Annotated in this window: 19 protein-coding genes; 9 read left to right on the top strand and 10 right to left on the bottom strand. The window is 35.1% G+C overall.

Going from position 1 to position 23,364, the window contains the following annotated elements:
* Positions 1-11: 11 nt before the first annotated feature.
* A complete protein-coding gene (locus tag L1S35_RS04890) occupies positions 12-1,547 on the top strand; it encodes a YifB family Mg chelatase-like AAA ATPase (RefSeq protein ID WP_236397199.1) in 1,536 nt (511 codons plus the stop codon).
* Between the two features lie 60 nt (positions 1,548-1,607).
* On the opposite strand, the gene L1S35_RS04885 is transcribed toward L1S35_RS04890, so the two are convergent.
* The 7 genes from L1S35_RS04885 to panB form a co-directional block, all read right to left on the bottom strand.
* Positions 1,608-2,960, bottom strand: coding sequence for a hydroxymethylglutaryl-CoA synthase family protein (locus tag L1S35_RS04885; RefSeq protein ID WP_236397196.1), 1,353 nt, complete (start codon positions 2,958-2,960; stop codon positions 1,608-1,610).
* Positions 2,961-3,116: 156 nt separating this feature from the next.
* Positions 3,117-3,974, bottom strand: coding sequence for a KPN_02809 family neutral zinc metallopeptidase (gene ypfJ, locus L1S35_RS04880; protein ID WP_236397193.1), 858 nt, complete (start codon positions 3,972-3,974; stop codon positions 3,117-3,119).
* Positions 3,975-3,985: 11 nt separating this feature from the next.
* On the bottom strand, positions 3,986-7,939 hold the full coding sequence (locus L1S35_RS04875; RefSeq protein WP_236397190.1) for a PAS domain S-box protein: 3,954 nt from the start codon (positions 7,937-7,939) through the stop codon (positions 3,986-3,988).
* A 53-nt stretch (positions 7,940-7,992) separates the two neighbouring features.
* Positions 7,993-9,324, bottom strand: a complete 1,332-nt coding sequence (locus tag L1S35_RS04870; protein WP_236397187.1) for an aldehyde dehydrogenase — start codon at positions 9,322-9,324, stop codon at positions 7,993-7,995.
* Positions 9,325-9,386: 62 nt separating this feature from the next.
* The gene (locus L1S35_RS04865) at positions 9,387-10,724 is read right to left on the bottom strand and encodes a hypothetical protein (protein WP_236397184.1); all 1,338 of its coding nucleotides are present in this window, start codon (positions 10,722-10,724) and stop codon (positions 9,387-9,389) included.
* 66 nt (positions 10,725-10,790) lie between these two features.
* The gene (locus L1S35_RS04860) at positions 10,791-11,486 is read right to left on the bottom strand and encodes an RluA family pseudouridine synthase (RefSeq protein WP_236397181.1); all 696 of its coding nucleotides are present in this window, start codon (positions 11,484-11,486) and stop codon (positions 10,791-10,793) included.
* 5 nt (positions 11,487-11,491) lie between these two features.
* Positions 11,492-12,310, bottom strand: coding sequence for a 3-methyl-2-oxobutanoate hydroxymethyltransferase (gene panB / locus L1S35_RS04855; RefSeq protein ID WP_236397178.1), 819 nt, complete (start codon positions 12,308-12,310; stop codon positions 11,492-11,494).
* Between the two features lie 270 nt (positions 12,311-12,580).
* On the opposite strand from panB, the gene L1S35_RS04850 reads away from it, so the two are divergent.
* From L1S35_RS04850 to L1S35_RS04835, 4 genes are all read left to right on the top strand, one after another.
* A complete protein-coding gene (locus L1S35_RS04850; RefSeq protein WP_236397176.1) occupies positions 12,581-13,744 on the top strand; it encodes a sigma-54-dependent transcriptional regulator in 1,164 nt (387 codons plus the stop codon).
* A 68-nt stretch (positions 13,745-13,812) separates the two neighbouring features.
* The gene (locus L1S35_RS04845; protein WP_236397173.1) at positions 13,813-14,427 is read left to right on the top strand and encodes a DEAD/DEAH box helicase; all 615 of its coding nucleotides are present in this window, start codon (positions 13,813-13,815) and stop codon (positions 14,425-14,427) included.
* 41 nt (positions 14,428-14,468) lie between these two features.
* Positions 14,469-14,684: a putative signal transducing protein gene (locus L1S35_RS04840; protein ID WP_236397170.1), complete on the top strand. Its 216-nt coding sequence runs from the start codon at positions 14,469-14,471 to the stop codon at positions 14,682-14,684.
* Between the two features lies 1 nt (position 14,685).
* A complete protein-coding gene (locus L1S35_RS04835) occupies positions 14,686-14,988 on the top strand; it encodes a hypothetical protein (protein ID WP_236397166.1) in 303 nt (100 codons plus the stop codon).
* Here the strand turns inward: L1S35_RS04835 and L1S35_RS04830 are convergent.
* The gene (locus L1S35_RS04830) at positions 14,985-16,211 is read right to left on the bottom strand and encodes an MFS transporter (protein ID WP_236397163.1); all 1,227 of its coding nucleotides are present in this window, start codon (positions 16,209-16,211) and stop codon (positions 14,985-14,987) included. The two genes, L1S35_RS04835 and L1S35_RS04830, sit on opposite strands and share 4 nt — an antisense overlap.
* A 223-nt stretch (positions 16,212-16,434) precedes the next feature.
* On the opposite strand from L1S35_RS04830, the gene L1S35_RS04825 reads away from it, so the two are divergent.
* Positions 16,435-18,069 carry an ABC-F family ATP-binding cassette domain-containing protein gene (locus tag L1S35_RS04825; protein WP_236397160.1) on the top strand — a complete coding sequence of 545 codons (1,635 nt, stop codon included), beginning with the start codon at positions 16,435-16,437 and terminating at the stop codon, positions 18,067-18,069.
* Here L1S35_RS04825 and L1S35_RS04820 read toward each other — a convergent pair whose 3' ends face one another.
* Positions 18,070-18,894, bottom strand: a complete 825-nt coding sequence (locus L1S35_RS04820; RefSeq protein WP_236397157.1) for a DUF6929 family protein — start codon at positions 18,892-18,894, stop codon at positions 18,070-18,072. It abuts the gene before it with no gap.
* Positions 18,895-18,921: 27 nt separating this feature from the next.
* Between L1S35_RS04820 and L1S35_RS04815 the strand changes: the two genes are divergently transcribed.
* Positions 18,922-19,797, top strand: a complete 876-nt coding sequence (locus L1S35_RS04815; RefSeq protein ID WP_236397154.1) for a PPK2 family polyphosphate kinase — start codon at positions 18,922-18,924, stop codon at positions 19,795-19,797.
* Positions 19,798-19,844: 47 nt separating this feature from the next.
* Here the strand turns inward: L1S35_RS04815 and L1S35_RS04810 are convergent, their stop codons facing one another.
* Entirely contained in the window at positions 19,845-20,879 is a 1,035-nt protein-coding gene (locus L1S35_RS04810; RefSeq protein ID WP_236397151.1) for a T9SS type A sorting domain-containing protein, read from the bottom strand.
* Positions 20,880-20,995: 116 nt separating this feature from the next.
* Here L1S35_RS04810 and L1S35_RS04805 point away from each other — a divergent pair, with 116 nt between their 5' ends.
* Together L1S35_RS04805 and L1S35_RS04800 are read left to right on the top strand one after the other, a co-directional pair.
* Positions 20,996-22,378, top strand: a complete 1,383-nt coding sequence (locus L1S35_RS04805; RefSeq protein ID WP_236397147.1) for an MATE family efflux transporter — start codon at positions 20,996-20,998, stop codon at positions 22,376-22,378.
* Positions 22,379-22,436: 58 nt separating this feature from the next.
* A complete protein-coding gene (locus L1S35_RS04800) occupies positions 22,437-23,342 on the top strand; it encodes a prohibitin family protein (RefSeq protein ID WP_236397144.1) in 906 nt (301 codons plus the stop codon).
* Positions 23,343-23,364: the final 22 nt, after the last annotated feature.

Raw genomic sequence — 23,364 nt, 5'->3', positions numbered from 1 at the left:
AAATTGTAGAAATGTTAGTTAAAGTTTTTGGAAGTGCCGTTTTTGGAGTGGAAGCCACCACAATTACTGTAGAAGTTAATATAGATAAAGGTATTGGTTATCATTTGGTTGGTTTACCCGATAATGCTGTCAAGGAAAGCAGTTATCGTATAGCTGCTGCGTTAAAAAATAATGGTTACTATTTACCGGGAAAGAAAATTACGATAAACATGGCGCCAGCTGATTTACGTAAAGAAGGTTCTGCCTATGATTTGACTTTAGCCATTGGAATTCTGGCAGCATCCGGACAAATAAAAGCCGATGAAGTCGACAAGTATTTAATTATGGGTGAATTATCGCTCGATGGCGGTTTGCAGCCAATAAAAGGTGCACTTTCCATCGCCATCAAAGCCAAAGAAGAAGGTTTTAAAGGTTTTTTTCTCCCAATCCAAAACGTAAAAGAAGCCGCGATAGTTGTGGATTTGGATGTTTATGGTGTTGAAAATGTGCTACAGGTCATTGATTTTTTTGAAGGAAATAGAACATTAGAGCCTACGATAATAGATACCAGAGAAGAGTTTAATAAAACATTAGATTTCCCTGAGTTTGATTTTTCAGATGTCAAAGGACAGGAAAGTATCAAACGCTGTATGGAAATTGCGGCTGCGGGTGGGCACAATATTATTCTGATTGGTCCGCCAGGTTCAGGAAAAACTATGCTTGCCAAACGATTGCCGAGTATTTTACCACCAATGACAATGAACGAAGCATTAGAAACTACCAAAATTCACAGCGTTGCCGGAAAAGTAAAAGACAGTGGATTGATGAATCAGCGACCTTTTAGGAGTCCACACCATACTGCTTCATCTGTTTCCTTAGTTGGCGGCGGAAGTTATCCTCAACCCGGAGAAATTTCATTAGCACACAATGGTGTTTTGTTTCTGGATGAATTACCCGAGTTTAAGCGGGAAGTTCTCGAAGTAATGCGTCAACCTTTAGAAGATAGAGAAGTCACCATTTCTAGAGCAAAATTTACCATTACGTATCCATCATCTTTTATGTTGGTGGCGAGTATGAATCCGAGTCCGAGTGGTTTTTTTAATGATGTTGATTCGCCGTTAAATTCATCATCTGCAGAAATGCAGCGCTATTTGAGTAAAATTTCCGGACCATTGTTAGACCGAATTGACATTCACATCGAAGTTACTCCGGTTCCATTTGATAAACTTACCGAAACGCGAAAAGCGGAAAACAGCACTGAGATTAGAAAACGGGTAACAGCAGCCAGAGAAATTCAATCAAAACGTTTTTCCAACTTTGATAACATTCATTACAATGCGCAAATGAGCACTAAACAAATTAGGGAGTTTTGTGATTTGGATGAAAATTCATTACAACTTTTAAAAACTGCAATGGAGCGTTTAAATCTTTCGGCAAGAGCTTTTGACCGAATCCTGAAGGTGTCGAGAACAATTGCCGATTTAGAAGATTCCGAAATTGTGAATTCCAATCACATTGCTGAAGCTATTCAATATCGAAGTTTGGATAGAGATGGATGGTTGGGATGATCTAGTTTCAGTCACAGTCATAGTTGACAGAAAAAAACTGTAAACAGAATGCCGCGACTGTTAACTATACTTATAATATCTCGCACCAACCAATACCGGATTTTCCTTTTCAATACTATCCAAATAAAATTCATTTTTTGGAGTAATGACTGATTGCTTTACTTCTTTTTTATGCAATTTTTCATAAGTAATGAAATCAATGGCAATGCAGTTTTTCAAGGTTTCGAAGAGATTTACTTTTGCTATAGCAGCTTCCCAGTTTTCTGAAACTTCGGCTTCAAAAACTTTTGATTTGGAACCACTTCCATAAGCAATAAAACCAAACTTGGCATTGGTTAAATCCGATTTTTGTTGAAAATGATAACACAAAGTTGATAACAATCCCAAGAAAATGGATCCAGTATAAATGTTGCCAATTTGTCCTGAAGCGATTTCAGAAGGATATATTTTTTTATTCACAAGTGCTAAATATTCCGGGCTTTTGGCTAGCGCTTTGATTTTATCTTTGATAGTCTCACCAACTTGAGTTTCTAAAAGTTCTGAGTTTTCTTTGGCAAAAATCTCTATGAAAGTGCGTCGTCCCTGAAAGCAATAGGGAAGGTGCATTAGTATGTTTGTCCAATTTTCATAGGGTTTTCCGGTTTGATTGCTTTCCGATTTAAAATGTTCGTAAGCGGCGGTAATTCTATTGATATAACACTGATTAGAATACTGTCCGTCAAAAACAGGCTGCTCTTTATAAATAGCGATTTCGTTTTCTAAGACGCCATTCCATTCCGGATTATTTTCTAATTGTAGTGCTTCTTCTTTGGAGAAATATCGTCTCGGTTTAAAGAAGTCAAAAACGCCTTGAGTGGAAACACCAACTTCGTTTGAAAAACTTAGAATTCTTGGATTAGCTGTAATCAACATCGCAATCGAACCTGCGCCTTGCGTATATTCGCCAGTAGAATTTAAATCGTATTTGGCGTTGTCGGAAGCAATTACAATGGCTTTTTTTGTTGGGTTCAATCGAATATAATCCAAACAATTTTGCAATGCATCAATTGCACCAATGCAGGCAAAAGTCAAATCGACTACATCACAATTTCTGAAACTTGCTTCGCCAAAAATCATTTCCAAATTCGACAAAACATAGGAAGCAACAGGTTTAGAGCTATCGACACCGCTTTCTGTTCCGACATAAATTCTGTTGATTTCTGCCGGATTTAAATTTTCCTGTTGAATCAATTTTAGAGCAGCATTCGAAGCCATTGTCACGACATCCTGATGCACATCGAGAAAACTCATTTTGTGCAAACCCAAACCTTTGATAAGCTTGTCGGCTTCGATGTTTCGGTTTTCTGCTAAAGTTGTTATGGGTAAATATAGTTGTGGAATATCGAATGCTATACTATCAATGCCTACTTTCATTTTCTTAATTTTTGCTTGGCAAAATTATAAAAGGCAATTTCAATTTGTATTGAAATTACCTTTAAAATTAGACTGTTGAACACGATTTATGATAAATTCAACAAATGCTTTATAATTTTTTTGAATTATGATTTTTACTAAAATTTACTGCGATTTTTAATCCAAAAGTGCTGAAAAAGTATCTCCTTGTTTAATGTCGCCCGAGTTGTATCCTTTTTTAAACCATTCAATACGTTGTTTTGATGAGCCGTGCGTAAACGATTCCTGATTCACATGACCTTGCATTTTACTTTGAATAGCATCATCGCCAACCGCATTGGCAGCACTTAATGCTTCTTCTATGTCGCCTTCTTCGAGTAGATCTTTGTTATAGTGTGCCCAAACACCGGCATAAAAATCGGCTTGAAGTTCTAAACAAACAGATAGTTTATTAGCTTCGGCTTCACTTCTTCCTGACTGTAATTGACGCACTTTATCTGACGTTCCCATCAATTTTTGTATATGATGTCCTATCTCGTGTGCAATCACATAAGCAATCGCAAAGTCACCACCTTGTGCACCAAAGCGTGATTTTAGTTCTTCAAAAAAGCGCAAATCCATATATACTTTTTTATCAGCGGGACAATAAAAAGGTCCGGAAGCAGAAGACGCACTCCCGCAAGCTGTTTCTACACCATCATCAAATAAAACCATTCCGGGTTCTTCAAACGCCATATTGTTTTCATCAAAAATACTAGTCCATGTTTTGGTATTGTATACAAAACAAGATTCTGCAAAATCACCTAATTCTTTTTCTTCGGCTGATAATTCTCTTGTTTGCGTTTCTTCGGTTTGGGTTTGTGTTCCTTGTGTCTGCTCTATTATATTGCCAATAGTTTGACCGGTTTCACCTCCAAACATGTTAAGCAATAATACTATAATTCCAATAGCACCTCCGCCAAGTATGGCTTTTTTTCCGCCTGACATTCCTCTGCGGTCTTCAAACGAATCGCTTTCCTGTTTATTCCATTTCATGATTGTAAATTTTAATTAGTAGTTATCCATTGGGTTATGATTTTAATTAAAAAATCTTTATCAATTGGTTTCGGGATGTAATCGTTCATTCCGTGTTGTATGCATTTTTCTTTTTCACCAACGATGGTTCCGGCTGTCAGCGCAATTATCGGAATTTTTTCAGCTTCGGGAATTTTTCTAATTTCTACCGTAGCGTCATAGCCGTTCATAATAGGCATTTGTATGTCCATTAAAATCAAATCAGGAATTACGGTCTGTATTTTTTCTAGTGATTCTTTTCCGTTTTCTAATTCAAAAATTTGGGCATTTGGCAGGATTTGTTTCATTAAGGTTTTTGCCAAAAGCATGTTTATCTTGTTATCTTCTACTATAAAAATTATTTTCTCTTCATTGGTAACTATTGTTTCAGATGAAGTTGTTTTAGAAACAGTTTTCGAATTTTTATCATTTGATTGTTGATTTGAAAAGTCGACTTCGAGCACGAAACTAAATTCACTTCCTTCTCCGTATTCGCTTCCGAGTTCTAATTTGCTATCCATCAAATTTAAAAGCTGGTTTGAAATCGAAAGTCCTAAACCGGTTCCGCCAAATCGTTTGGTAGTTGAATTATCTTCCTGAGAAAACGCTTCAAAAATTCGCAATTGGTTCTTCTTTTTGATTCCGATTCCGGTATCTTTTACTGAAAATTTTAATTTGATTTTATGGTCATTTATGTATTCGGAAACAGAAACAGATAAATCAACGCTTCCTTTTTCGGTAAATTTTACTGCGTTGCTTAGCAGATTAATTAGAACTTGTTTCAGTCTGATATAATCAACGAATATACTTTTTGGAACATTTTGGTCAATAGCTAAATTAATTTTGAGCTTTTTTAGATCGGCTTCATATTTAACCAAATCAACAACCTGATTCGTAATTTCTGAAAGGGCAACTTTTTCAATGTTGAGTTCTAATTTACCTGATTCAATTTTGGAGAAATCCAGAATATTATTAATGACTTCCATCAATGAATTGGCCGACTGATTAATCGTATCCATATATTTTTTCTGAATATCTTCGAGATTTGAATTCATTAAAAGTTCAGTAAAACCAATGATACCGTTTAATGGTGTTCGAATTTCGTGACTCATATTTGCCAAAAATTCTGATTTTGCTTTGTTGGCAGCTTGTGCATAATTTTTTTCTTTGATGGCTTCTTCGGCTTCCATTCGTTGGGTAATATCGATAAAGATACCAACGATAAATTCTATTTTCCCGTCTTTAAAAATTGGTTCTCCAAATTCTTCTACCCAAATATAATGTCCGTCCTTATGAATTATTCTGTAGATTAAATGAACTTTTTGTTTTTCATTAAATAATTCTTCGGCTTTGTTTCTAATGATTTTCAAGTCATCAGGATGAACCAAATTGATGTAGTAAATTTTATTTTGTAAAAAATCTTCTTTTGGATAACCGGTTAACTTTTCAATTTCGTCATTCAAATATATTTTTGACCATTTTTCATCATATTTTGATAGGTGAACTGAACCGGGAATATTATTTGCTAAAAGTTGAAACCTTTCCTCGCTCTCCTTAATCATTGCCTCGTTAAGATTCCGCTCTATTGCATAGGAGATATTATTGGCTAATGTTTGCAGCGTTGAGATTTCATCACTGGTCCATTCTCTTTCATTTTGAGTTACTATAAATACAATGAAACCGTATAGATTTTCTTTGACAAAAATCGGCAGGAATAGTATTGACTTGGTGTTTAATGAAATAAAGAATTCTTTGGTTTCTTCGTTTTTTATCTTTCGTGTTACTGAATAATAAGGCTTGTTTTGCAGCATATTTTCCATTACATCTGAAAATTTAGTGTATGGAACGTTTAGAATCAGTGGATTTAGCTCAGTTAATGATTTTGTTTCGCTTGACCATCTGTATTTTTGAATGACAGATTTTGTTTCTGCATTATTTTCAAAAAATGATAATAAATCAACTTGAGTAACATCTCCAATATTTTCTAAAATGCCATTAAAGATTTCGTCATTGTTTTTAGACATTAAAAAGCGTTGTGTGTTTTTGCTGATAACAGTCAAAATATCACTCTTGTAAGACAGTTTTTTATCGGATTCTAAGAGTAACTGTGATTCTATGGCAATGGCTATTAAATCTGCAACAGAGCGTGAAAAGTTGATATCTTCGCTATCCCAATCTATTGGTTTTTCTATTTTTTCAAAACATAATATTCCGATAATTTTACCATTTATTACTATTGGAGTATCCAATAGAGATTTGATGTCATGTTTTGGGAAATAGTTATAGCAAAGTTCCTGAGTAATATTATTGTCATATACATTGGAAGCTACAATCTGCATTCCGGTTTCTATATTCGCAAAGTAAATAGGATGTGATGCCTTATCTATAAAGAAGTTTTTTTCATAGCGATCACTTTCTAAATAATACATGCTTTCACAACGAATACCATCGGGAATATAAGCCCAATAACTAACTCGGTCCAGGCTACAATTTGTGCTGGCCACTTTTAGAATGTTTTTGAGAATTCCGTTAAAAGTGTCTTTGTTAGAGTAACTTTGAGACGTTAATTTTTTTAATGTTTCGTTGTGTACTCTAACTTTTTTGCTTCTGTTATAATGTTCTATTTCAAGATTTTTCACCAGCGTAACATCTCTTGCAATAGCTGAAAAACCTACAATGTCATCATTTTGATTTCTCTTCATGGTTACTTTTTGAGAAACCCAGATGGTATCTCCGTCTTTTTTAACCAACGGAAAAACCAGGTCAACATATTGATTGCTTTCTTTTGGAATGTCTTTATAGAAATCGACAACAAAGTCTATATAATCGTTTCTGATAAATTTAGAAAACGGCATATCAATAATTTCATCTTTTGAATAACCTGTTGTCTTTTCTGTATATTGATTGACATAAGTAACATTTGAATTTAAATCAATTTCATATATCAAGTCGGCTGCCGATTCGATTAGGCTTCTGTATTGGTTCTCGATGTTAATTTGCTCTGTTACATCCTGACCAATTCCGATAACAATATCATCGGAGTATTTTTTGTCTTTCCACTGAATGTATTTGTAGTCGCCATTTTTGCATTTTAGTTTTCTCACATACAATCGTTCATCAACATAACTGTCGTGATATGATTCACCAATAAACTCGGGATCTTCGGTTAATTTCCAGTATCCCATACCCATAATTTCTTCCGTGCTATAGCCTAATATAGATTTGACAGATTCGCTGCAAAATGATACTTCTCCCTTTTTGTTGGTAGTCATAATCAATGAATTTCCATTATTTACTATAATGTTTGCAAAAAGGAATTTATTCTTGGTTTCGATTAACGCTAAATGTCGGGCTGTATGAATTGTGGTTATCAAAATAAAAGCACATATCAGTATGATAGTGTAGTCATGCGGAATTAATTCAAAACCATAAGAACTAATTAGAAGTAGTAAGCAAGTAATGACAAACAGCCAATAGTGCAAAATATTCTTTAAGACAAAAAAGGAAAGAAAATAAACGAGTATGATACCAACAAAATTAATCAACTCAAATTCATTGAAGAAAAGATAATATACATCAATCCCAAAATATAAAATATAGCAAACCAGGAATACTGAATTGATGTTCCGGGCAAAAAACCTTGTTCGCGTGCAAAGCAGATAAAGGCCTAATAATGTTATCCCAATTAAGACATTAGGAACGAGGAAACTTTTGGTACGAACCTGAAATATTTCGAGAATTGATTCTACTAGTGGAATTGTAATTCCAAAAAAGAGAAAGTACAATTCGTATTGTTGTTCTTTGGGTTCAAACTCTGAATGATTGCGAAGATTTAACTTTTTTTTCAAAGAATTGCTTGTCGCAAAATAGGCACCATAAAGCAGCAACAGCAAAACGGCTATTATTATTAAATTATCGGTGTTTGAAAGAGTAATAAATTCGGTCAACGCTATTCAGATTTATGGTTCTTTTGGTTTGGTTTTATCAAAAATAAATAAATTTAGGAAAGCCATTTTAGTATTTTCTTTAAAATATTTATTTTTATGTTATATGGCGCATACCTTATCGGGATATCGAGCCAATTTGCTTTTTTGACAATGGCTTTGCGATGCGTAAAAGTATTAAAACTAAATTGACCGTGATAAGAACCAATGCCGCTATGACCAACTCCACCAAAAGGCAATCTTTTGTTAGAAAAATAAACAACACTATCATTGATGCAGCCACCGCCAAAAGCATGATTTTGAATAATTCTTTTTGCAAAAGACTTGTCATTGCTAAAAATATAAAGAGACAAAGGCTTTTCGTATCTTGAAATAACGGAAGCCAAATCAGCCTCGTTTTCAAAAGATAAAACCGGAAGAATTGGCCCAAAAATTTCTTCCTTCATAATCTCACTGTCCAGAGCAGGCTCGTTAATAAGTGTTGGTGCTATGTAAAAATCGGTTTCATTGATTTGACCACCGGCAATTACATTTTCGTCTTTTAACATTAAAGCCAGTCTTTTCCAGTTTTTTCCATTGATGATTCTGGCAAAATCAGGAGAAGTTTCAGGATTTTCACCATAAGCAGCGGTGATTTCGGTTTTTAATGCTTCGATAAACGCATTCTTTATTTTATTCGAAACCAACAAATAATCAGGTGCAATACAGGTTTGACCGGCATTAAAGAATTTGCCCCAAACAATTCTTTTAGCTGCCAATTTTATATTTGCCGTTGCATCAATAATACACGGATTTTTTCCGCCAAGTTCTAATGTTACCGGAGTTAAGTTTTCTGCTGCAACTTTGGCTACTATTTTGCCAACGGCAACACTTCCTGTAAAGAAAATATAATCCCAGCATTGCGCTAGTAATTGTTGTGCAGTTTCGACACCGCCTTCAACACATTTTACATGATTTTCATCAAAGGTTTCGCGTATTATTTTGGCAACAATTTTAGAGGTATTTGGAGTTAGTTCAGAAGGTTTTACAACTACTTGATTTCCGGCTGCAACGGCAGAAATTAATGGACATAATGCCAATTGATACGGATAATTCCATGGCGCAATAATTAGTACTTTGCCGTAAGGTTCTTTATAGATATAATCGGTTGATGGGAAATTTAAAAGCGAAGGCAAAACCAGTTGTGGTTTTGCCCATTTATTTATGTTCTTAATAGTGTGATTAAGTTCGGACAGAATATAGCTAGTTTCACTCGCAACTGCTTCAAAAGCCGGTTTTTTGAAATCATCGTGTAATGCTTGTATGATTTCCTGCTCATGTAACTGAACACAATTCAATAACTTAAGTAGCGATTGTTTTCGGTAACTTATATCGGTTTTAAAATTCATAAACTTGGCTGAATAGGTTCAGCAAGTTACATTTTTAACAAATACAATTCAACTTTATTATTTTATAAAAATGCCCAACGAAATCCGGTGTAAATATCAGCTTGTTTACTGTCATTAGCGAGTGCTGTTATAATAGAACCAGAACCAAGATAAAAGCCTCTGAATCGGAATCCGATGCCGACATTCGTTCCTGAAACTTCATTGTTGTTTATTGGTAAATAGGCTTCAAAAAAACCTATGTTAAATCGCGGAGTAACAGTAAATGTATTGATAGATGTAATTTGGTCGTTTCCGTCATCATCCTGCATTTTTTGCTGTAAAAAACCGGAAACATAGACTTTAGGTACAATTTTAAAATCGGCATATAAATTAATCATGGCAGGTAATTTAACTTTGAAATCCTTTTGTCCTGATATTTTGGTTAAATAGCCGTTGTCTAATAATATTTGCTCGACTTCTCTTAAATTATCTACATCATCAAATTGACTCAAATCCAAAGGATCAGTAGTTGGAATATTTAGCGTGTAATTGGTTGATTGGTTATTTTCGTCTTTTAAAGTCATGCTGCCGAGGTTTTTCAATGCTAAACCACCTTTAATTTTATAGCCTTTACTTCCGTCTTTATATTGATAATTAAAACCAATATCTACAGCAGTTCCGTTTAAACCTCCGAAAATCGATTTTCCATAATCACTAAAATTCGTAAAACTATCAGCCAAATTTCCGGAATAAGCAATGTTTAAAGTAGCAGGAGAATTTGTGGTCAGATAAGCATTGCCTAAACTTTCAGTAATTTCTCCGTTTAAGTTTTTCAAACCAAAGTTAGAATACGAACCCGGAAACAAAAATTTTAATGTGACACCACCGCTAAAGCTGTGCTTTTCATTTTCAAATAAAGTTCTGGCAGCAGATAGCCCGACTTCTCCATAGGCAACTCCATTTAAACGCTGATTGTTATTGCTGTTGAGTAATGTAGTGTTGAGTATTAAATTATCATTGGCAATAGCATCTCCAATGGCAGTGTCTACATCAATAATATTAAAATTTGCATGTGCTTTGGTGGTAATACCAAATCCCCATTTTTTCCATTTCATGGCAAAACCGGGACCTAATATCTGCGCATCGATACGCATGTCTACAGGTTCGTTTCCCTGAAAAAGCAAATCTTCAAAATTGGCATCCGAGTTGATGTCGCTGAATCCTATTTTGTTATTGGCTAAATTAAAACTAAATCCGTAAATGTTGACTTCAAATCTTTTAGAAAGGTTGGAAAACTCCGCTGGGTTTTCGGTTCCGTTTAAAATTCCAACTCGGTTGGAAGTACTGATTCCTGAAAAATGGTCTTGTGCCAAAGCACTAAAACCAACCAGCAAACTAAAGGTTAAAACTATTTTCTTCATAGTAGGAATATTTATTTGGGTTAAATTATACTATAGTTACTAAACGTAAAAATACACTTTTTAGTATTAAATCGAATTCCAAATCACATCTTTCGGCGTTTGCGCAATAATTTCCAACGGTTCTTTCGAAACGGGATGAATAAAAACAAGCTTGCGTGCATGAAGATGAATGCCGCCATCTGGATTACTGCGGTCAAAGCCATATTTTAAATCACCTTTAATTGGGCAACCAATGGCAGCCAGTTGAGCTCTAATTTGATGATGTCTTCCCGTATGCAGATTGATTTCGAGCGCAAAATAATTGTCGAGTTTTTTGATGATTTTATAATCTAAACTCGCTTTTTTGCTTTCGGGAACTTCTTTTAAGTGTGCTTTAGAAGTATTGTTTTTTTCATTTCTTTTCAGATAATGAACTAAAGTATCGTTGTCTTTTTCGGGTTTGTTTTTTACAACAGCCCAATAGGTTTTTTGTGTTTCCCGATTGGCAAATAGTTCATTCAATCGTGCTAATGCTTTTGATGTTCGGGCAAAAACTACAATTCCGGTTGTTGGTCGGTCAAGTCTGTGAACCACGCCAAGGAAGACCTCGCCTGGTTTATTGTATTTGTCTTTGATGTATTCTTTAACCACATCCGACAAAGGTTTGTCTCCGGTTTTATCGCCTTGCACTATATCGCCAACGCGTTTGTTTACCACGATAATGTGATTGTCTTCGTGAAGAATTTGGAGATTGTCTTTATTTGAGACTATTTTCTCTGCCATGCAGATTAGTATTGTTCTGATTTATTTGGAAAATCTTTAGACTTCACATCAGTAACATAATTCCCAATTGCAGTAGTCATTAGTTCGTATAAATTCAGGTAGCGTCTAAGGAAACGTGGACTGAATTCGTTGTTCATTCCCAACATATCGTGAATAACCAGCACTTGTCCGTCAACGCCGCCACCGGCACCAATTCCGATTACAGGAATAGAAATTGTTTTGGCTACTTGTTCAGCTAAACTGGCCGGAATTTTCTCCAAAACCAAAGCAAAACAACCTAGTTTTTCTAACAATTTAGCGTCTTCAAGTAGTTGTTCTGCTTCGGCTTCTTCTTTGGCACGAACAGTATATGTTCCGAATTTGTAGATTGATTGTGGAGTTAAACCCAAATGTCCCATTACCGGAATTCCGGCATTCAAAATACGTTTGATACTTTCTTTAATTTCGCTTCCGCCTTCCAGTTTTACAGCATGTCCGCCGCTTTCTTTCATAATTCTGATAGCTGAGCGCAACGCTTCTTTCGGATCCGATTGATAACTTCCAAAAGGTAAATCAACTACAACTAAAGCACGTTCAATAGCACGAACAACACCCGAAGCATGATAAATCATCTGGTCTAAAGTAATAGGCAAAGTCGTTTCGTGACCCGCCATAACATTACTGGCAGAATCGCCAACCAAAATCACATCAACACCGGCAGTATCAACAATTTTTGCCATCGAAAAGTCATATGCCGTAAGCATCGATATTTTTTCGCCATTGGCTTTCATTTCAAATAATGACTTGGTGGTAATTCTTTTGTAATCTTTTTTTGCTGTAGACATAGTAGTTCGTTTGAAATGCAAAAGTATTAAATCTATTTTTGATGCAACAAAAGTTAGTTGCTTAATGTGAAATTATACTACTTTTGTCAAAACTGATTAGGAGCGAAAGGCTCGGTCTGCAGCATAAACCATTTTCCTGCTTTCCGAGTTACATGGTAACTTCTCCAATCAGGGCTAGTTAGCCAACCATAAGAGAATTATAAATGATCGAGTTAGCAGTTATGAGTTAGGATTTTAACTTACAACTTACAACTTACAACTTACAACTGTATGCCCAAAATATTAATCATCGAAGACGAAGTATCTATCCGTAGAGTATTAACTAAAATACTTTTAGAGGAAAGTGACTCCTATATTGTTGAAGAAGCAGAAGACGGAAAACTTGGTTTTGAAAAAATAAAAAACGAAGACTATGATTTGGTTTTATGCGACATCAAAATGCCAAAAATGAACGGTGAAGAATTACTCGAAGCCGTAAAAAAAATCAAGCCCGAAATTCCGATGGTGATGATTTCCGGTCACGGTGATTTGGAAACGGCCGTGAATACAATGCGTCTAGGAGCATTTGACTACATCTCAAAACCACCAGACTTGAATCGATTATTAAATACCGTTCGTAATGCTTTAGACAAAAAGCAATTGGTGGTTGAAAATAAAATCCTGAAGAAAAAAGTTTCCAAAAACTACGAAATCATAGGCGAAAGCGAACCAATCAATCAAATAAAATTAATGATTGAAAAAGTGGCTATGACCGATGCCAGAGTTTTGATTACAGGTCCAAACGGAACCGGAAAAGAATTAGTAGCACATCAATTACACGAAAAAAGCGAAAGAGCTGATGCACCAATGATTGAAGTAAATTGCGCCGCAATTCCATCTGAATTAATCGAAAGCGAATTATTCGGACACGTAAAAGGTGCGTTTACTTCGGCCGTAAAAGACCGCGCCGGAAAATTCGAAGCTGCCGATGGCGGAACAATTTTCCTGGACGAAATTGGCGACATGAGTTTATCGGCGCAAGCCAAAGTATTACGCGCTTTGCAGGAAAGTTTAATACAAAGAGTTGGTGCCGACAAAGACATCAAAATCAACGTGCGTGTTGTTGCTGCAACCAACAAAGATTTGAAAAAGGAAATAGCTGAAGGAAGATTCAGAGAAGATTTGTATCATCGTTTGGCTGTAATTTTAATCAAAGTACCATCCTTAAATGACAGACGAAGTGATATTCCGTTATTGATTGAACATTTCGCATCTAAAATAGCTGAAGAACAAGGAAATGCTACAAAATCGTTTTCTAAACAAGCCATTAAATTGTTACAGGAATACGATTGGACAGGAAACATACGAGAACTTCGAAATGTTGTTGAGCGTTTGATTATCCTTGGCGGAAATGAAATTTCAGAAACTGATGTGAAGTTGTTTGCGTCTAAATAAAAGTTTTCTGTTGTCTGTTCTCGGAATTTAACCGACAACTGACAACTGACAACCGACAACTAAGAAATATGAACCTAAAAAAAATAAACCCAAACCTCCAAAAAGCACTCGTCGAAAACGGATTAACCGAAGCCAATGAAATGCAGAAGGAAACATTTTCTACCATCAAAAGTGGTGCAGATGCTGTAATTCAATCGGCTGGAGGAACAGGAAAAACAACAACAATAGTTTTAAACGTAATCCAAAAATTAGGAAAAACTTTAGGTGAAAGTACCCGAGCTTTAATTATTGTTGAAAACAAAGAAAAAGTGTTGGAAATGGAAGAACTGTTTCTAAAATATGGTACTTACACCGATTTGAGTATTTTGGGTGTTCATGACAAAGGCGATATCGATTACGATAAAAATGTGGTTTCTATGGGATTGGATATTTTAATCGGAACGCCAAATAAAATCAACACCATGTTTTCATCGGCCGGATTTAACAGCAATACCATTAAACTAATGATTGTTGATGACGCCGATGTATTATTCAGAAGCAGAATGGACGCAGTTGTTCTTCGTCTGTCAAACAGTATTGAAAAAACACAACGTTTATTCTTTTGTTCACAAATCACCGAAAGAGTAGAATCGCTGGCAGATAAAATCATGATTGAACCGCTTTTCTTCGAAATGGAAGAATAGTTTCAACTCATAACTCATAATTTATAATTCATAACTCAAAAATGGGCTTAATAAAAATATTTTCAGGCGAAGAAATTCTGGCAGTTAGTTTGAAGGAAAAACTCGAAGAAGCTGATATTAATGTTGTCATTAGAAATAACAATCAGGCTAATGTTTTGCCAAGTATTCAAACTGCAAAAGCAGTAGAATTATTTATTCAGGAAATCGATTATGGTAAAGCACATCCTGTGATAGAGGAATTTAGATTGAGTATTTAAGGTGAAAAAGATAATCAGAATACTGCCTTTTTTTCTGTTTATATTACTTCTTGATCGCTTTTTCTTTTTGCCCGGCAGAATGGATGCAACTTGGCAGTATGAAAAAGGGATTAATTTGGGAGATCCAATTACCTTCGACAATATAGAAATTATCAATAATTTTGAAGTTATGGTTCGAAAGTCAGGAGAATTTAATTCGTGTTATCTTTTAGGATGTTATTTCGGCAACTTGTATTTACTCGATTCAAAAGCATTGAAATACACAAAATATACCGAGATAGAAGAATTTGATTTTCTGTATTAACTCTGAAAAGTCTTCAATCGACTAACCAAAACTGAAATAAACACTCCAAAAATTCCGATAATTGCAAAAGAGTATTGCAGACTTGTCAGCTCTGCTATAAAACCAATCAAAGGCGGACCAATTAAAAATCCAAGGAAACTAATACTTGATACAATCGTCAAGGCAATACCTGTAGGTACATTCTCGTTGTTTCCTGCAATACTAATCACAGTCGGAATAACATTGGAAACACCAAAACCAACCAGCATAAAAGCAAAGGTACACGGAATGAGATAGGGAAGTAATACCGCCATATATAATCCGGTAGATATTACAATTCCGCTAGCGATGAGTACTTTCTTAACGCCATATTTCGCAACAAAGATATCGCTTAAAAAACGTCCGGAAGCCATGCTAATCATAAACGAAGTATACCCCAAAACTACTAAAGCACCGGGAGCTTTGACAATCTCTTTAAAATAAACACCGCTCCAGTCGAACATGATACCTTCGCTGGCCATACAGCAAAAAGCAATAATGCCCAGCCAAATCAAACTGGTATCAGGGTTTTTTAGGAAAGAATAACTTTCTTTTTTTTCGGTTTGTTTGACTTTAGTAGCAATAATGAATTTATAATTGGTTAGAATAATGATAATGACCAACGCAAATGCTACCAGGAAATGATTATACGGAGTAAAATTTAAACTCAACAGAAGTAAACTAATTAGCGCTCCACAAAAACCAGCCAAACTCCACGAACCGTGAAATGAACCCATGATAGGTTTATCAAATAATTGTTGCGTATGCACACCTTGTGTATTCACGGCAATATTGCAAAAGTTACCACAAACGCCAAACAAATACAATCCGACAGCCAATTGCCATTTTACAGATGCCAAGCCCAACAAAGTAAGGCAAAATGCATACAGTAAAAGCGCAATAATCATAACTTTTCGACTACCATATTTAGTGACAGTTCTACCCGAAAAAGGCATGGCGGAAAGCTGACCTGCAGGCAATGCAAAGAGTAAAGTTCCCAATCCGGCTTCGCTTAATTGCAGCATCGATTTTATATCCGGAATTCGGCTTGCCCAAGTCGCAAAACAAAATCCCATTCCGAAAAAGAAAAATGAAGTAGCGATTCGAACCCTAACTAGATAGGAATGCTTTCTATTCTGAAACCTTTTTTTAATCTTGGCTTTGGGTAAAACTTTGGATAAAAAGCTATAATCAATTAAAGGCATAATCTGAATCTTTGGTTACACCATGCAAAAGTAAGGCTTTCAAAATTGTGATGCTTCGTTTTAAATAAATTACAACGTTATTGTTATTAAATTATTTCATTTTCAAATTGGGTATTTAAACTATCTTTGCACCTTCAAAAAAAAAATTGGTTTTCAAATAACCAAATAACCGACCCGAAGCGAAGCCGAACAGTATGGAGCGCAGCGGAATAAATCCACAAATATGATTACTGTAAATGACATAGCCGTTGAATTTGGCGGCACCACACTTTTCAGCGAGGTAACTTTCGCCATCAACGAAACCGATAAAATTGCCCTTATGGGTAAAAACGGCGCCGGAAAATCAACCTTACTTAAAATTGTAGCCGGAGAAAACAGACCTTCCCGTGGTTCGATTTCGGCTCCAAAAGAAGCGGTGATTGCCTATTTGCCTCAGCATTTATTGGCTTCGGATAATTGTACTGTAATGGAAGAAGCTTCAAAAGCATTTGCTGAGGTTTTTAAAATGAGAGATGAAATAGATGAAATCAACGAGCAACTGACCATTCGTACCGATTATGAAAGTGATGATTATATGAAGTTGATTGAACGTGTTTCGGAATTGAGTGAGAAATACTATTCAATAGAAGAAGTCAACTACGAAGCCGAAGTTGAGAAGGTTTTGAAAGGATTAGGATTTGTTCGTGAAGATTTCAATCGTTCTACTTCTGAATTTTCCGGTGGATGGAGAATGCGTATTGAATTGGCTAAAATTCTTTTAAAGCAACCCGATTTAATTTTGCTTGATGAACCGACAAATCACTTGGATATGGATAGTATTCAGTGGTTGGAAGATTTTTTACTAAATCAGGCGAAAGCCGTAATGGTGATTTCACACGATAGAGCGTTTGTTGATAATATTACCAATCGTACGATAGAAGTTACGATGGGAAGAATTTATGATTACAAAGCCAAGTATTCTCATTATTTAGAGTTGCGAAAAGATAGAAGAGTTCATCAACAAAAAGCGTATGATGAACAACAGAAATTCATCGCAGATAATCAGGCTTTTATTGATAGATTTCGTGGTACTTTTTCTAAAACCGATGCGGTTCAGTCACGTGTTAGAATGTTGGAAAAAATTGTTCCGATTGAAGTGGATGAAATCGATAATTCGGCATTGAAGTTGAAATTTCCACCATCAGTTCGTTCGGGTCAATATCCTGTAATTGTTCGTGATTTGGAAAAATCATACGGAGATAATTTGATTTTTAAAGATGCCAATATGGTAATCGAGCGTGGTCAGAAAGTAGCTTTCGTTGGAAAAAACGGGGAAGGTAAATCGACTATGATTAAAGCCATCATGAAAGAAATCGAAATCAACAGCGGTAATGTTGAAGTTGGACACAATTGCCAGATTGGTTATTTTGCGCAAAATCAGGCTGCATTATTGGATGGCGATGCTACCATTTTTGAAACGATTGATAACATTGCCGTTGGAGATGTCAGAACGCAAATCAAGAATATTTTAGGAGCTTTTATGTTCCATGGCGATGATATTCAGAAGAAAGTGAAAGTGCTTTCCGGTGGAGAAAAAACACGTTTGGCAATGATAAAACTATTGCTTGAACCTGTTAACTTATTGATTCTGGATGAGCCTTCTAACCATTTGGACATGAAGACAAAAGACATTATAAAAGAAGCATTAAAAGACTTTGACGGAACGCTGATTTTAGTTTCGCACGACAGAGATTTCCTTGACGGATTAGCGACCAAAGTTTTCGAATTTGGAAACAAAAGAGTAAAAGAACATTTTGAAGATATCAAAGGTTTCTTAGCACATAAAAAGATGGAAAGTCTGAAGGAGATTGAGAAATAATTACAGTTCAATAATAAGCTTATAAATAACTGATGCTAATTTATCAGTATCATTATCCTCACAAAGCAGCAATTCGATTTGAGTTGCTGTTTTTTTGTATAAAGTCAATCCTTCGAATTTATGTTTGTCACTGATTTGGATTGAATTTGTCAGCTTCATGGTTTTCAAATCAATCGTTCCAATAATGCTTCCCAAAACTTCTCCATCTTCGTATGTCGATCTGGTGTCTTCGGCTGCAGCCAAAAAATAAATGGTTTCATCAACCAAAATGGCATCAGTAAAAGTGGTTGGAACGTTTTTAATTTTAGGTAAATCAAAAGGGATGAATTTAGATTCAAGATTTTCTCCATCGTCATTAGCGTAAATAATACCATTCTTTGCGGTATAGCCATTACCGCGTTGAAAAAGCAAAATGGATTCACCATTAAGTATTACACCTTCAATATTCAGTTCGTCAGCGGCAATGTTGTATAATTTTTTAATTTTTAAATAGATGTCGGAAATGTCTTTTTCTTTGATTTTTCCTGATTTTAGATTGTATTTAAAAATGCGATTTCGGTTTACTGTCGAACCCGAACCGAATAGATGTAAATTTTTTCCTTTTAGTGCTATCGCTTCAAAATCGGGTTTGTCTTTTTTTGCAATATTTTCTTGGGCAGAGTCAACTATAGCAATTTTATTTAAATTTTCTTTCTCAATATTATATTCATAAAGATAAGTGCTGCTGTCAGAAATAATATAAAGCAAATCATTATGATAGAGAAGTCCCGAAGCCGAGCCAATTCCGATGATTTTAAAAAGTACGCTGAGTTGAAATTTTTCCATAGTTTTACAAATATAAATACTTACGTTATGAAAAGCATAAATCCGGATGATTTTAGAGTTATAGATAAAATTGAATTGGCAAAAATTCCGACCGAGCTAAACATTGATGCCGACAATGACGAGAAAGAAGAAGAATTATTAAAGATTCAACAAAAGCTGAGTAAGCGGCAGGATGCGATGTATGCACACAATCGATATGGTGTTTTGATTTGTCTGCAGGGAATGGACACCAGCGGAAAAGACAGCTTGATTCGCGAAGTATTTAAAGAGTTTAATCCGCGTGGCGTTGTAGTGCATAGTTTTAAAACACCCAATTCAACTGAGTTAGAGCACGATTATTTATGGCGTCATTATTTGGCTTTGCCCGAAAAAGGAAAGTTTGCAGTTTTTAACAGAACACACTACGAAAATGTTTTGGTAACGCGCGTTCATCCCGAATATATCATGTTTGAAAACTTACCCGGCATTGAAAAAGTAGAAGACATTACACCAAAATTCTGGGAAAACAGAATGGAACAAATCAATAATTTTGAAAAACATATTACTCAAAATGGAACCATTGTTTTGAAGTTTTATTTCCACATGAGTAAAGAAGAACAGCGCAAGCGATTGCTGAAACGATTAGAAAATCCTGAGGACAATTGGAAGTTTTCGACAGGTGATTTAAAAGAGCGCGAACGTTGGGACGATTATATGAAATACTACGAAGAAGCTATCAACTATACCTCTAAAGAGCACGCACCTTGGTTTGTAATTCCGGCTGATGACAAAGAAATGGCACGTGTTATTGTGGCCAAAATCATTTGGGAAGAAATGCAAAAACTTACTGATATTCAGGAACCTGAATTAGATCCAAAAGTAAAAGCCAATATTGATTTGTATAAGCAACAATTAAGCAAATAAAAAAAGGCACTGAAAACTCAGTGCCTTTTTTTGTGAGGTATTCAAAACTATTTTACTACTATTTTTTGAGTAAATCTTTGATTATTTGCACCAGTTATTTCAACTATATAAACTCCAGAGTTATGAATAGGATTGATAGCAACATCGTTAATGTTTTCTGCTAATGAAATTATTTTATTCTCGATTTTTCTTCCTTGAATATCATAAATACTTAATAAAGCATTTTCTAATGCTATAGCAGATTTAATATTTAAAACACCATTAGTTACTTCATTACCAGAAATTACAAAAGTGTTTCTATTAAATTCATTGTTAGATAAGTTAAATGTCAAACCATCCCAAGTTGTAGCTACACTCACAAGACTTACTATTCCTGTTGGCATTCCTGCTGGTCCTGCATTTTGTCTGAAAGACATTCTATCAATATTTCCTGATTGATCATTACCTGCAAAGTTTGTTGCAGATACAGTATTTCCAGCTTCTCCAGCTGAATAATTTGCATTAGCATACAATGTAATAGTATCATCATTTACGCCCACTGCTTGAGTGTATTTGAAAACTAACAAATAATCAGTACCATAATTATAGGAGTTTGCAGTATATACAGTTGGATTGGTAGTGTCTCCTTTTCTAATTCCGATACTATAAGTTGAACCACTTGTAGGCTGAACTAACATTCGGAAAGTAGTTGTGAAATTACCACCACTTAAAACTCTGAAAAAGTCTGTTGGAGAAGATTGGGCATTAGTAATATTGATTACCATACCAACATATAAATCTCCGTTGTCTGTGAAAGGAGTAAAAGCTCTTCCACATCCATCTGTATTTGGAGTTAAACTAAATGCTTTAGTTGATGAACCATAACCTGTGGAACTAATGTTTTGATCTACAACAAATGCATTCAAACATCCGCCTCCTACACATGTTCCTAAACCACCCGGTAGAGAAGAGTTATTTGTCCAAGCGCCCTGCCCACTTAATTGAGCGTTAGAATTGTAAGTTGCAAATGAGTCTTGAAATATATTTTGCGAATAGATTAAAGATGTTGTTAATGTTAAAATAAATAGTAATATTTTTTTCATAAGTGTTTTGTTTACAAGATTAATATTTTTTGCAAAGGTAATTTTTTTTGTTTTAAGAATTATTTAGCTCTATTTAAATTGTTTGAATAGTTTACTTTTGCGTAAATTTTGAAAAAATGAATTTATCCCAATACACCAAAGAGTTCTCTTATAATATGCAACTGGCGTATCCTGTAATTATTGGGATGCTTGGTCATACGTTAATTGGTATTGTCGATAATATTATGGTTGGAAAATTGGGCAGCACCGAATTAGCCGCTGTTTCTTTGGGCAACAGTATGATCTTTGTTGCGATGTCACTTGGCATTGGATTCTCAACTGCTATTACTCCAATCGTTGCCGAAGCTGATGCAGAAAATGATACTTCCAAAATCCGTTCGGCTTTTCATCACGGCTTGTTTTTATGTGTTATTTTAGGATTTTCGCTATTTGGATTGGTAGTTTTGGCAAAGCCGATAATGGAATTATTGCACCAACCAAAAGAAGTAATCGCTTTGGCAAAACCTTTTGTTGATTGGGTTGCTTTTTCGTTAGTTCCGCTTATCATTTATCAGGGATACAAACAGTTTGCTGATGGAATGTCGATGACCAAAGTTTCGATGTATGCCATTATCATGGCAAATATTTTGCACGTAATCATTAATTATTGTTTGATTTATGGTGTTTGGATTTTTCCAAAAATGGGAATCATTGGTGCAGCTTTAGGAACTGTCATTTCGAGGATTGCAATGGTAGTTTTTATGCATATGATTTTATCCCGACGAGAACGATTAAAACAATATTTTCAAGATTTTAGTTTTGATGAAATCAAGAAAGAAATGATTAAAAAAATCGTTAATCTTGGTTTGCCTTCGGCGATGCAAATGCTTTTTGAAGTTGTCCTTTTTACAGCCGGAATTTGGCTTTGCGGCAACATAGGAAAAACCAGTCAGGCTGCGAATCAGATTGCGTTGAGCTTGGCTTCGATGACGTTTATGTTTGCCATGGGTTTGAGCGTCGTTTCTATGATTCGAATCAGTAACCAAAAAGGATTGAATGATTATAAGCAATTGGTTGTTGTGGCGCGTTCCATATTTTTATTGGCTATACTTATCGAAATTTTATTTGCGATCATGTTTGTGGCCTTGCATCAAATCTTGCCGTATTTGTTTTTAAATATGGAAAATCAATCCCAGCTAATCGACAATCAGGAAGTAATTGCAATTGCAGCCAAATTGCTTTTGGTGGCTGCTGTTTTTCAGATTTCTGACGGAATTCAGGTTGTTGTTTTGGGTGCATTGCGAGGTTTGCAGGATGTTAAGATTCCAATGTATATTACTTTCGTGGCGTATTGGATTGTTGGTTTTCCGATTTCGTTTTATCTCGGACAATATACTTCATTAAAAGCCGTTGGTGTTTGGATAGGATTATTGGCCGGATTGACTGCTGCTGCGGTTTTCCTATACATTCGATTCCATTATTTGACTAAGAAAATGATTTCAGAAAATACTTCACAATAATTTGTAACTTACTTTTAACAGTTGCGTATAATCACCGTATAATTTAAAAACTCAAAAAATGATACTTTCACTTATTATTGGTGTTATCTTAATTATTGTCAGCTTTACATTAAAAAACAACGAAAGTCCGCTTTCGAAATTCGCAAACTTTTTTAGAATTTTTGGATTCGTTGTAATTGTTATCGGTTTATTATCTTCAGCATTCAAACAAATTGACGCAGGAAAAGTGGGCGTAAAATCGCTTTACGGAAACGTGCAGCCTGATATTTTAGAAAGCGGTTTGCATATTGTAAATCCACTTTTAGATATCACCGTTTTTGACATTCAAACCCAAAACTATACAATGTCGGCTATTCATGAGGAAGGTGCTCAGGAAGGAGATGATGCTATCAGAGTTTTATCAAATGATGGTTTGGAAGTTATTATAGATTTAACCGTTTTATATAAAGTTTTGCCAACAGAAGCGCCTAAAATTTTAAAAGGAATTGGTCAGGATTACACCGATAAAATTGTGCGTCCGGTGACAAGAACACGTATTCGTGACAACGCTGTTTATTATGATGCAGTAGCTTTATATTCGACAAAAAGAGAAGAATTTCAACAACGAATTTTCAAATCGATTGAAGATGATTTCAAAAAAAGAGGTTTGGTTTTAGAGCAGCTTTTAATTAGAAATATCAATCTTCCAAGTTCAGTAAAAGCTTCTATCGAAAGTAAAATTAATGCCGAACAGGATGCTCAAAAAATGACCTTCGTTTTGCAAAAAGAAAAACAGGAAGCCGAACGTAAAAGAGTAGAAGCACAAGGTATTGCCGATTATCAAAGAATTATTTCATCCGGCTTGACCGATAAACAATTGCAATACGAACAAATCAAAGCACAAAAAGAAATCGCGACTTCATCTAATGCCAAAATTATTTTTATGGGCAAAGGAAGTGCGCCTGTAATTTTGTCTGATAAATAAAATAGGGTTGTAAGTTATAGGT

This window comes from Flavobacterium anseongense (genome assembly GCF_021608185.1).
GTDB lineage: Bacteria > Bacteroidota > Bacteroidia > Flavobacteriales > Flavobacteriaceae > Flavobacterium > Flavobacterium anseongense.
Note: the sequence above shows the minus strand (reverse complement) of the source record. Positions and strands in the feature narration are given on the sequence as shown.